Annotated in this window: 10 protein-coding genes; 3 read left to right on the plus strand and 7 right to left on the minus strand. The window is 67.9% G+C overall.

Annotation, left to right across the window (positions count from 1 at the left end; all coding sequences use genetic code 11):
- Positions 1–247 precede the first annotated feature (247 nt).
- The 3 genes from QZY48_RS04070 to QZY48_RS04080 form a co-directional block, all read right to left on the minus strand.
- Positions 248–1,354: an efflux RND transporter periplasmic adaptor subunit gene (locus QZY48_RS04070; RefSeq protein WP_295428057.1), complete on the minus strand. Its 1,107-nt coding sequence runs from the start codon at positions 1,352–1,354 to the stop codon at positions 248–250.
- Positions 1,355–1,369: 15 nt separating this feature from the next.
- Positions 1,370–2,152 carry a DUF2272 domain-containing protein gene (locus QZY48_RS04075; protein WP_295428059.1) on the minus strand — a complete coding sequence of 261 codons (783 nt, stop codon included), beginning with the start codon at positions 2,150–2,152 and terminating at the stop codon, positions 1,370–1,372.
- Between the two features lie 81 nt (positions 2,153–2,233).
- Positions 2,234–4,015: a hypothetical protein gene (locus QZY48_RS04080; protein ID WP_295428062.1), complete on the minus strand. Its 1,782-nt coding sequence runs from the start codon at positions 4,013–4,015 to the stop codon at positions 2,234–2,236.
- Positions 4,016–4,572: 557 nt separating this feature from the next.
- Here QZY48_RS04080 and QZY48_RS04085 point away from each other — a divergent pair.
- Positions 4,573–4,812, plus strand: coding sequence for a hypothetical protein (locus tag QZY48_RS04085; RefSeq protein ID WP_295428065.1), 240 nt, complete (start codon positions 4,573–4,575; stop codon positions 4,810–4,812).
- Between the two features lie 95 nt (positions 4,813–4,907).
- Here the strand turns inward: QZY48_RS04085 and QZY48_RS04090 are convergent, their stop codons facing one another.
- The 4 genes from QZY48_RS04090 to QZY48_RS04105 all read right to left on the minus strand — a co-directional run bounded on the left by QZY48_RS04090 (position 4,908) and on the right by QZY48_RS04105 (position 9,263).
- Entirely contained in the window at positions 4,908–5,867 is a 960-nt protein-coding gene (locus QZY48_RS04090) for a rhodanese-like domain-containing protein (protein ID WP_295428067.1), read from the minus strand.
- A complete protein-coding gene (locus QZY48_RS04095) occupies positions 5,864–7,135 on the minus strand; it encodes a hypothetical protein (RefSeq protein WP_295428068.1) in 1,272 nt (423 codons plus the stop codon). Before QZY48_RS04095 ends, QZY48_RS04090 begins: the two co-directional genes overlap by 4 nt.
- A gap of 33 nt (positions 7,136–7,168) precedes the next feature.
- Positions 7,169–8,371: a dicarboxylate/amino acid:cation symporter gene (locus tag QZY48_RS04100; protein WP_295428071.1), complete on the minus strand. Its 1,203-nt coding sequence runs from the start codon at positions 8,369–8,371 to the stop codon at positions 7,169–7,171.
- A gap of 265 nt (positions 8,372–8,636) precedes the next feature.
- The gene (locus tag QZY48_RS04105) at positions 8,637–9,263 is read right to left on the minus strand and encodes a 2OG-Fe(II) oxygenase (protein ID WP_295428072.1); all 627 of its coding nucleotides are present in this window, start codon (positions 9,261–9,263) and stop codon (positions 8,637–8,639) included.
- 158 nt (positions 9,264–9,421) lie between these two features.
- Between QZY48_RS04105 and QZY48_RS04110 the strand changes: the two genes are divergently transcribed.
- Entirely contained in the window at positions 9,422–9,748 is a 327-nt protein-coding gene (locus tag QZY48_RS04110; RefSeq protein ID WP_295428074.1) for a DUF2452 domain-containing protein, read from the plus strand.
- 556 nt (positions 9,749–10,304) lie between these two features.
- Positions 10,305–11,071 (plus strand): PEP/pyruvate-binding domain-containing protein (locus tag QZY48_RS04115; protein ID WP_295428077.1); only part of this gene is annotated, 767 nt, incomplete at its 3' end.

An 11,071-nucleotide genomic window follows, 5' to 3' on the forward strand; every position in this document is an offset into this window, starting at 1 on the left:
GTGCTACGATAACCTCGATTACGAATACGAATACGAATACGATTACGACAACGACAACGACAACGACAACGACCACGACGACGATATTCGCGCCAAGAGCACTCCCTAATGGACTTGTCTAACCTATTTGTGAATCGCTCCCAGGTCGGCGCATGACCCCAACGGGGTCACACATACCAGCCCAGGGCAACGCCCTGGGTTCGCGATTCAAATCGAGTCCAGCCCTGAAAGGGCGTGACATAGGCTATCAGATCCCAGGGCCTTGCCCTGAACTGGCAGGTCGCGCCCCTGCGGGACTCTCCTTGGTCGCATCCGGCGCCGGACCCTGGCCGGACGGCACCGCCGGGGCGCAGCCCGGCCCGCCCAGCGGCGCGGCGCTGAGATCCAGTTCCACCGTGACCGGCATCCCCTGGCGCAGCTCGCCCGCCGGGTTGCAGACATAGACCCGCGCCTGATAGACCAGGTCCGCGCGCAGTTCGGTGGTCTGGACCGTCTTGGGGGTGAACTCGGCACTGGGGGCGATGTAGCCGACCCAGCCCGCATAGAACTTGCCGGGAAAACTGTCGCTTGAGACGTGCGCCGGCTGACCCTGCCGGACCCGGCCCAGGTCCGGCTCGGCCAGATAGACGCGCGCCCACAGCGGCTCGGTGATGGTGATCGTAAAGACCGGGCGCTCGGGCGAGGCCATGTCACCCACCTCCAGGATGCGGTTCTGGACGATGCCGCCGACCGGGGCGCTCAGGGTCGCATAGCCCAGGTTCAACTGGGCGGTCGCCAGCCCCGCCTCCAGGGCGGCGAGTTGGGCGGCGGCGGCGGCGATGTCCTCGGCCCGACTGCCGGCCAGGCCCAGGTCCAGCGCGGCCTGCACGGCATTGCGCCGGGCCGCGGCAGACTGGGCCAGGGTGAGCGCGTCGTCGGTATCCTGGGGGGAGGCCAGCTTGCGCTTGAACAGGTCCTGGGCGCGCTCGGCGCGGCGGGCGCTATTGACCGACTCGACCCGCGCCACCTCCAGGTCCGCCCGCAGCTTGGCCAGGTCCTGCGCCCTGGTGCCCGCGATTCGCTTGTCGAGTTCGGCGCGCTGCGCCTGCACCTGGGCCCGCGCGACGTTGCGCGCCTCGCTCAGGCCCCGATCATCGAGCCGCCCCAGGACCTGCCCCGGCACCACCAGCGCGCCCTCGGACACCGCCAGCTCCGCGATCCGCCCGCTGACCTGGAAGGCCAGATTCACCAGGCGCACGTCGATGTTGCCATAGAGGGTGAGTCGCCCCGGGTTCGCGACCCCGGCGACCCGGGCCCGGTACAGCAGCCAGCCGCCCGCACCCAGGACCAGCAGCACGATGATCGCCTTCTTCATGCGCACCCCGCCAAGCTACAGACGGTTCTCCATGATCAGGAACCAGGGCCGCCGCGCGACCGGTTGCAGGTGCCCCTGCCCGTCCAGTTCCAGGGTGGTCCGCGACACCGAGTTGCGGACGTTGCCGCCGACGCTCTCCAGGGTCTGGCCGGACTTGGCGACCACCAGGTCGCAGTGGGTGTTGGCGCCCTGGAGGCTTTGCGGCGTCAGATAACCATCGAAGCTCGCGGGACGCGACGCGCCCCGCGGCGCGCAGATCAGGTCGCCCGGGTTGGGGCTGTAGTCGCGCACCCGCCGCGGGACGAACCAGCGGCCGGGGAAATAGGACTCATTGATGAGATTGGCGAGATAGACCGAATGGGCGGTGGCCGGGTGAAACTGGTACCCGGGCACCCCGGCGCCCTGCAGCACATAACTGATGAAGGCGGCAGACCAGGGCTCCCGGCAGTCCATGCCGTTGAGCCCCGCCTTGCCGGCCGCGCGCCAGTACATGCCGACCCGGTCGCTGTAGCTCGCGTTGTCGTCCTCCCAGGAGCCGACGTGGGGAATACTCTCCTCACTGCCCCGGAAGACCACGGTCTGACGGCCGAAATACTCCCACTCACCGAGCGCGCGCTTGACGATCGCCCGCTTGAGGCCGGGATTCGGGGCCGGCGGCGTACCGATGGGGCGTCCACCCCAGGTCGCGCCCCTGGCGGCCGACTTTTCCCCGGTCGTGGTGCAGGCGCTCAGGCCCAGACCCAGGGCGAGGATCAGAACCAGCCTTGACCAGGCCGGGGTGATGGAATCAATCGACAACGGGAAGAACTCCTGCAAAAGACATCCGGAATTGACAGTGAGAAGACGGCCCCGGCCCGCGGTACCGGGGCCGGCGGCCGCTCACCGCGGCGGGCGCCGCGCCTCGTGGAACCAGGGCCGATATTCCTGCATCCGCGCGCGCTGGTCGGCCGGGGCCTGGCGGCGGCAACTGGCGTAATCGGCCGTGTCGGGGGCGGCACCCCAGCGCCGCTCCACGCAGTCGTTGGGGTTGTAGGCGACCTCCAGGCCCGCACGGCGGGCGTAGATGTCGCGCAGGCTCAGCCGCTCCTCTGCGCCGTCACTGCGGGTATAGGTGACGAACTGCTGGTCCAGGCGCCCCGCGTGGAGCCGTTCAATCCCCGCGGCGGCCTCCGCCGGACGCTCGCCTTGCAGCACATAGAGGTCCGGATAGCGGCGGATGCGCTCCGGCAGCCCGGCCAGCACATTCAGTGCAATCAGCAGGCGCATGTCCCGGGACGGGGTCGCGAAGTCCTCCCAGGGGCCGGTGGTCTCGAAGATCGCCGGGCCGCTGGGCATGGGGATGGTGGTCCCCGGATGGGCGCGCATATAGGCCTCGCCCTTGGCGACCGAGTCCACCCGCGTCTTGAGCTGCTCCATCAGCGCGTCCAGGGTCGCCTGATAGGCGGCCGCGGGTTCCAGGCCCTGCGGGTTGATCAGGCGCTCCATGCGGGCGTAAAAGTCCGCCGGGGCCAGCCGCGCCTGCTCCTGCGACGCGGGCGGCAGGCCGGTACCGCTGCCCAGGGCCGCATTGGACAGCTGACGCGGCCCGCCGCCGCCCGTCCGCACCAAGGGCCGGAAGGCCTTGAAACCGGGCCCGGCGCTCGGCGTCGCGGCGAACAGGAAGGTCCCCTCCCAGAAGCGCTTGCGGGCCACCGAGTTGTCCGGCTGGGCATCGACCGCGAACAGCAGCCCGGGCTGCCCGGGGCGCTGCGCGATCCACTTGACCAGCACCAGGACGTGACCATAGGGGTCCGCATAAACGGTCCCGGGCCACAGGGCCGCACGGGTCAGGGGGACCGGGTAGAGGTCCGCGGACTCGTCGCTCAACGCGGTGCGGGCACTGCCGGAGTGGACGCCGTCCATGAGGCGCCGGGTCACCCCGCGGAACTCGCTCGCCGAGGCCGCGGACCCGGCCAGGGCGCTGTCGACCACCGGCCCCTGGCAGCGCGGCGGGCTCGCGCTGCTGCCGCGGCTGCACTGGCGATAGGCGATGGGCAGACCCAGCCTCCAGGCAAAATAGGCGCGCAGGTAATAGGGCAGATCGGCGCAGTCGGGCTCGGCGCTGAGCCGGCCGTCCTCCCCCGCACCGAGGAAATCGTACAGGAAATTACGCTCCGGGTTACGCAGCACCGGGCCCAGCGAGTCGAAGCTCATCGACTGCTCGGGCGGCGCGTCGAACAGGCGCTCGACCCAGGCCGAATAGAGGGCCGTGGTCGCGAGGTCCCAGTCCCCGCCCCCGCGCGGCGACTCCCCGCCCCCTACCTGGACCTCGGCACAGGCGGCGACCCGGCCGCCGCGCAGGGCCTCGATCCGGTAGGTCCCGGAACGCGGCCCGGCCACCCGGCCGGTGAGGCCCCAGGGCGGCCCGCCGGTCGCGGCGGTACGCAGTGTCGCGCGCCCCCCCGCCGGATCGGTGACCTGCACCTGATCCAGGGCGGCGTCGGTCGCGACCGCGATGACCGTGAGCCCCGCCCCGGGCCGGGGCCGCAGCGGCGCGGTCCAGACCCGGGCCTGATCGTCCTGGCGACAGCCAGGGGCGGCCAGGACCGCGGACGGCACCAGGGACCCGGCGAGCGACAGGGCCAGGGCCAGCAGGGCAGGTAAAGAGTTAGGCGCTAGCATCGAAACCAGGGGCAGGTGGATCAAGGTTCCGCGAGTGTAGCCCGGACGGGCGCCCCTGGCGACCGGGACGGCCGGGCGCCGGCGCGGAGAATCACGCCTCATCCGCCCTGTCGCGGCGCAACGCAAAACGCATCAGGTCCTGGGAACGGCCGCCGACATGATGGGTCAGGCCGTCGGCCTCATCCGGGCATAAAATCACAACGTTATGACTTTAAACACGATAATCTCTTTGAATGCCGCGCTTGTACCAGCCGTCGGCGACCCGCTCCGTCGTGCTGTTCGCCGGCCCCGCCGCGGCGGTCCGCGGACGCATCCGCGTGGAAAAGTTTTTGCTCGCTATCTCAGTTTGTTATGTTTTATGATTAAGCACTTAGAAAGGCTCATTCGTGCAGGCATCAATCGCCACCTATGGTTGATCACGACGGCTTCAAGACAAGCGCACCGGAACCCGCGGCCGCACCCATGGCCGTCCGGGTTTCCTGCAACATCCCACCGCGCCAAGGTCCTCAGGGCCTGACGGCGCCCCAGCGCACCGCCCGACCGGGCAAGGTGACGACATGACGCCCTTCCCGCTCATCGACTTCGCCGGTTCCGGCGACCTTACCCCACGCTGGAACCCGTCCGAGGTGCTCACCCTGGGCCTCGCGAGTCCCGCTTCGCCCCATCGCCGCTGGCTGATCTGGCACCGGGACGGGTCGGTCGCATCGCACTCCTTCACGCCACCCGCGAGCCGTGCTGAAGTCGAGTCCTGGTATCCGGGGGCGGCACTCGTGCCCGAGCCGGAGGAGCCGCAGTAACGGCCATGGCGCCCGCACCACCCCGAAAGATGAACGTTGGGGGCGCCATGGCCGTTCCCTCTCCGCGGCCCTCCCTAGAGGGGGGGAGATGATGGTCAAGGCCCGGGAGGCGACTTGCCGAAGCTCTGCTGGACCGGCAGGCCCGCCATCTTCCATGCTTCAATGCCTCCGCGATACCAAAGCACATTCGTATACCCCAGGTTGATCGCGCGCAACGCCGCGTTATAGGACATCCAGCATTGCGGCGACAGGCAATAGAAGACCAGCGCGATGTCCTTCCTGCCGCCCGTCTTCTGCTGTACGAAAACCCCGAATTGCTGTTGCGTCTGGTCGTTGAAGCTGCCAGCCTGCGAAGCCGCGGCGGCTGGGAGCGCACCCGGCAGCGTCTCCGCCCCGCCAAGCACGTCAAACAGCAGATACGGCGCCTGGTTACCCTGGACCAGCCCGACGAGCCCTTTCGTCGTCACGACTTGGCCGCCCGGAATACTCGTCGGCGTCGGCCCGTGCAGTTGGCCGGAATAGAGTTGCGCCGTCGGCTGAACGCCGAAATCTTGACGCTCCATCGGCATCAACTGGTCGAGGTTCGCGTTACCGCCGACACCGGCCTGTGGCGGGTAGCCGCTGGGTTGTTGCGGAAAACCGCCCGGTTGTTGGGGAGAGCCGCCTGGTTGCTGCGAGTAGCCACTCGGTTGCTGAGGAAAGCCGCCGGGTTGTTGCGGATAAACGCCCGGTTGCTGAAGAGGGCCGCCGGACTGTTGCGGATAGCCGCCCGGCTGCTGGGGAAAGCCACCAGGTTGTTGCGGAAAACCGCCCGGCTGCTGTGGAGAGCCGCCGGACTGTTGCGGATAGCCGCCCGACTGCTGGGGAAAGCCCCCGGGTTGTTGCGGATAGCCGCCCGACTGCTGGGGCGAGGCACCAGACTGTTGCGGATAGCCGGGCGCAGCGGCGTATCCCGGCTGCGACTGCTGGTCACCGAAGCTGTTCTGGGCGAGCGCTGATGACGAAATAGCGGCAATCGCAGCCGCAGCGAAGCACAGGCGCGGACGGATTTTCATTCTGAGGTCTCCAGTTTCCGGCCTTCAAGGCCGAGGTCTCTCCAGGGTTCAAAATCGGCGGCGTTCGTCAGGACGTAACTCCCGTCGTTCAGTCGCCATGCGTGGCCGTAATTGTGAGACAGTTCGACCGTTCCGCCCGGCGCGTCAGTGTCCCTGTAGGTCTCGATCCCGCGCATCAACTCGCCGAATTCGCGCGCCCTCCGGTCAGCGCTTTTTTGATAGGAGTTCCAGGCGTCCTCGCGAATACGCGAAATCTCCGCGTTTGATCGTGCGATGCTGTCGGCACGCTTGCCGCTTTCTTCAAGCGCAACCCTGTTGATCGCGGTATTATGGCCTGCTATCCGCTGCTCCCATAGCGGGTTGGTCTGAATTGTGCGGCGGATCGCCTCGAAAAAGCCGAGGTTGAGCTGGCCGTCGGGAGCGGTCACGCCATAGGCCGGGAGCGCCATTGCCGTCAGCGCACTCATGACTCCCATGCCAGCGTCGGTCTGCATCAGGGAGAAGACGACGGCGGCAGCCACTGAACCGCGCATGTCGCGGCCGCGTTCATTGTACGCGAATAATATCTCGCCCGCTTCGACCCACGTGCGGCTGGTGCCTAACGGCATGGGCGTCTCGGTATTGAAATTCGCCAATGGCTGCTCGATATCCGGGCGTCGGCGATAATCGAGGATACGTGCGTCCGGCCGCCGGCGTTGGGCGACGCTCTGCAGATAATCCTTCGTCGTCGTATAGGGAGCACTCGCGCAACCGGGCGTCGACGGCCCCGCGCCGTAATTGTTGAGTTCCCACTTCTCCTGAGGAAAGATCGCGATCGTCGTCAGTCCATCGGGCGACGCCGCCGACCAGTCGATGTTGTAACCATTGGTGCAAATGAATTCGCTGCCCCATCGCACGCCGCCTTGCGTCACCCAACCGTGGGGAATGAACAGGGTCGAAGCCGCCAATGGCTGTTCAAACCCGCCGGCATCGACAATGACCGCCCGCTCGAAGCGCATAACGCCCGGAGGTAGACCCTTCCCGGTAAGGCTCTGCATCTTCGGTGCCGCACCCGAGGCCGCGTTCATCGGGTCCACCGCGCCCTGCTCTGCGGTCGCGCCCCACCGAGTCGACTCAGCCGGCGAATTTTCAGTGCCGGTTGATCCCGCGCCCCCCGCCGCTTCAGTATCATTTTGCGGCCAACAGGCGATGGCAAGCATCGCGGCGACAACGACGAATGATTGGTACCCCAATGAAACCTCCTCATCACATTTTTTCTCCCCGACCACATTGTCTCGTCCAAATTACGCCATTTTCCGGGATTAGTCTAACGTTGTCGCGGCGGACTCGTCGCGACGCAGCTCCCGATCGACGATGGCGGCCACCACCAGATCGCCCCAGACATTGATGGCGGTGATGGGATAGTCAAAGAACCGGTCGACCACCAGATAGAGGGCCAGATAGGTCTGCGGTAAGCCCAGCAGGTTGAGCATGAAGGCCATCATGGCGATGCCGCCGCCGGGGATACCGGCGGTGCCGGCGGAGGAGGCCATGGTGAGCAGGACGATGTAGACGGCCTGCAGTGGGCTGAGCTCCGCCCCTGCCAGTTGGGACATAAAGATCAGGAGGACGGACTGGTAGAGGCAGGAGCCGTCCATGTTGAGGCTGGCGCCCAGCGGCAGGCTGAAGCTCGCGACCCGCTCACTGACCCCGAAGGCCACCAGGGTGCGCATGGAGACCGGCAGGGTGGCGGCACTGGAGGCGGTGGAGAGCGCGGTCAGGAGCGGCACCCGGCAGGCGGACGCGAAGACCCAGGGCGAGCGCCGGGCGCGCACCCGGTAGAGACCGGGCAGGAGCACGACCGAGTGCAGTACCGCCGCCAGCCCCACCGCCCAGACGAAGGCGCGCAGTTGAAAGACCCCCGCCCAGTCCATCCCCGCCAGGCCCGCGTAGACCAGTGCCCCCACGCCCACCGGTGCGAAGAGCAGGACCCCGCCCAGGGTCTGCATCAGCAGTGCGTCCAGGGCATGGGCGCCGCCGAGCAGGGTGGTGCGGTGGGCGGCGGCGATCCGCCGGGACGCCAGGGCCGCAATGACCGCGATAAAGACGATGTGCAGCACGTTCCCCGACGCCAGTGAGACGAACATGTTGCTCGGGACGAAGTTCGCCACCAGCAGATCCACGCTGATCGCGGTCGCCGTGGGTGACACCGGCGGCAGGTCGAGCAGGCCCACGGGCAGATCGTGGGAGAACAGCAGGGCGAGCGTGGTCCCCAGGGTCGCGGCCACGGAGGTCGTCAGCAGGTAATAGGTCACCGCCCGCCCGCCCATTTGCCGCAGGTCCGCGCTCCCGGCCAGCGAGGCATAGATGGAGACCAGGATCAGGGGCAGGATCAGGAGTTTGAGCACCGAGACGAAGATCTGACCCAGCCAGGCGACATAGGGCGCCCCGGCCGGGAACAGCAGCGCCAGCGCAATGCCGAGCAGCAGGCCGACGGGGACCGAGTACAACCGACGTAACGTCATGATGAATCCTTGATCAGGGCCGGTGCGGCAAAATCGCGCAAGCGACCGCGGCCTTGGGTGTTGCGCCGTGGCCGCGCCGCACTGGGGTGCGGCGCTCCCAGCGGGCGCAGGGATGATAAAGGCCGGTCGGGTCGTGCGGAAGGGGTATTCGCCCCATCCCACACCTTAGCTTAATGGCAGCGCAAACGATGGGTTTCGCTGGGCTCTAGCCATCCTAAGGCTACGGGATGCCCCCCGGCCGGGGCGCATGGCAGTCGGCGGGGGCTCACCCCCTGCGCTTGAACCACCCGGTCAGACTCAGCCGCTCCCGCGCAGCGGCCATGACCTCGTGCTCGAAGCGGGCGCTCAGGAAGGTGACCAGGGTGCCGCCGTGCGGGGCTATGGTCTCATAGTGGTCCGGGCGGTCCGGGTCGGTGTAGAGGCGCAGGGTGCCGCCGTCGGCCGGCTGCCAGTCGGGGTTGAGATAGAGGATGGCGGTCAGGGTACGCAGTTCCACACCGCGGAACTGGTCCAGGTGGCGGCGGTAGCAGGCGCCCGGGGGGTAGCTGGCCAGGTGCCCCTCGAAGCTGAAGAGGCCCAGGGTGAGGTCGCGGTTGAGGGCCTGGCGCAGGTCTTCGAGCCGGGCCAGGTAGGCGCCGATGGCCCCGTCGCGGGCGGCGGGGTCGAGCCAGCAGACGCGATCGGAACGGACCGCGGCGCGCACCAGCAGGTCCCGGCCGCGGCCGACACCGGCGGGGGCGAAGGCGCCCTGGGCCTCCAGCGCGGCGGCGGCGGCGCGGATGGACTGGACTTCGGGACCGGACAGGAAGTCGGCGGTGACGCACCAGCCGGGGTCGGCCAGGGCGTCGGCGATCTGGGTGAAGCGAGCGGCATCCGTGGTGGGTGGGGTCAAGTGGAGAGGCTCCGGACCTGGTGATAAGTGGCGATTGCCCCATCTTACTGCTAACCCGTGCTTTTCTCGGCGCGTCGCGCGGACGCGTGAAGCGACGCTTGCTCATCTGGTACCATGGCCGCCGCCCGGACGCCCCAGACCCCCGAGGCCCCCGCTGCATGTCGATGATTGAAGAAGAAAAATCAGACCGGGCCCCGCGCCTGCACCAGGGGCCGGACCACAGCGCGCCCTATCCGGTGAGTCGGCTGGCGCCGGCCTTTCACAACCCGGACCTGTACCGCAAGCCGGACGGGCGGGCCTTTTTCTCGATGCTGTCGCCCACGCACTGGGGCGGGCGCCCGCCGCATGGGTTCGTCGGCTCCTACCGGTTAGAGTCGGACTGGTCCTGGACGCCCGCCGAGGCCGCCGCGGGGCCGGACGACACCGCCGATCTGGTGAACCAACTGCTGCGCGACGGGGGCCTGATGGCGGGCGGGTCCTCCTGAGGGGCGGGCCGGGCAGGCGTCCCGCACTGGCGGTCGAGGCCGTACCGTGAAGGTCGCGCAGCGACGCTGTGGGAGCGGCTGTACCGTGAAAGTGCGTAGTCAGGCCATCCCTGACGGTGTCGGGGCTGGAACAGGCAGGGCTGGAAGCCCTGACTACGCCGCCCCGCACGCTGGCCATCGAGCTAGCGGTCGAGAGGACTTTCATGTTCCGGGGTGGCGCGGGTGCCATGACCATTAGCCGCGACGGGCCGCGCGGGGAACGCGGCATCGCAGTTCGCCGCAGCGCCGCATCGCGGCCACAGGCCGCTCCCACAAGGAACCTTGCACGTTCCGGGGCGACGGAACCCCCCGGATGGCCGTTCGCCGGACCAGGGCCGCGCGGCCGACCGGCTGAAGCCTCGACCTCCTGTCTCCCTGGCGGGAGGAACGCTGCCCACGAGGGTATGTTCATCAATCCGGCAATTTTCAGCATTCTCTGCGACAATAGCGCCCGACAATCCGCTCGGGTTACCACCCGGATCATCACAACACTAGAACTGAGGGGTTCACAAGAGCCATGGCAACCGATAGCAAAAAGCGCGTTTTCGCCTTCGAAGAGGGTGACGGGAAGAACAAGCACCTCCTGGGCGGCAAGGGTGCGAACCTCTGCGAGATGACCCAGATCGGGCTCAACGTCCCGCCCGGCTTCGTGCTCTCCACCGAGGCCTGCCTGGACTTCCTGGCCTCCCCCACCAAGGACCTGCCCCCGGGCCTGTGGGACGAGGTCAAGACGCAGATGACCGCCCTGGAGAAGAAGACCAAGAAGGGCTTCGGCACGGCGGACGAGCCGTTGCTGGTCTCGGTGCGTTCCGGCTCGGCCATGTCCATGCCCGGCATGATGGATACCATCCTGAACCTGGGCCTCAACGCCACGACCTTGAAGGGCGTGATCAAGGCCACCGGTGACGAGCGCTTCGGCTACGACGCCTACCGCCGCTTCATCCAGTTGTTCGGCAAGATCGCGCTGAACGTGGACGACGCCTACTTCGACAAGCAGTTCGAGCTGGTCAAGAAGGCCGCCGGCGTGAAGGAAGACGTGGCGCTCTCCGCCTCGGATCTTAAGGACACCGCCGAGCGCTTCCTGCGCGTGGTGCAGGAGCAGACCGGCCGGCCCTTCCCGGAGGACCCCTACGAGCAGCTCCTGATCGCCATCAAGGCCGTGTTCGGCTCCTGGGGCGGCAAGCGCGCGGTCGACTACCGCCGCCAGTTCAACATCACCCCGGCGATGGCCAACGGCACCGCCGTCAACATCTGTACCATGGTGTTCGGCAACCGGGGCGACGA

It is taken from the genome of uncultured Thiodictyon sp. (assembly GCF_903828115.1).
In the GTDB taxonomy this organism is placed as follows: domain Bacteria; phylum Pseudomonadota; class Gammaproteobacteria; order Chromatiales; family Chromatiaceae; genus Thiodictyon.

Bases quoted from the DNA above. Each gene is read 5' to 3' on its own strand.
- QZY48_RS04070 (WP_295428057.1), bottom strand. From the start codon at position 1,354: ATGAAGAAGGCGATCATCGTGCTGCTGGTCCTGGGTGCGGGCGGCTGG.
- QZY48_RS04080 (WP_295428062.1), bottom strand. From the start codon at position 4,015: ATGCTAGCGCCTAACTCTTTACCTGCCCTGCTGGCCCTGGCCCTGTCG.
- QZY48_RS04085 (WP_295428065.1), top strand. From the start codon at position 4,573: ATGACGCCCTTCCCGCTCATCGACTTCGCCGGTTCCGGCGACCTTACC.
- QZY48_RS04090 (WP_295428067.1), bottom strand. From the start codon at position 5,867: ATGAAAATCCGTCCGCGCCTGTGCTTCGCTGCGGCTGCGATTGCCGCT.
- QZY48_RS04100 (WP_295428071.1), bottom strand. From the start codon at position 8,371: ATGACGTTACGTCGGTTGTACTCGGTCCCCGTCGGCCTGCTGCTCGGC.
- QZY48_RS04110 (WP_295428074.1), top strand. From the start codon at position 9,422: ATGTCGATGATTGAAGAAGAAAAATCAGACCGGGCCCCGCGCCTGCAC.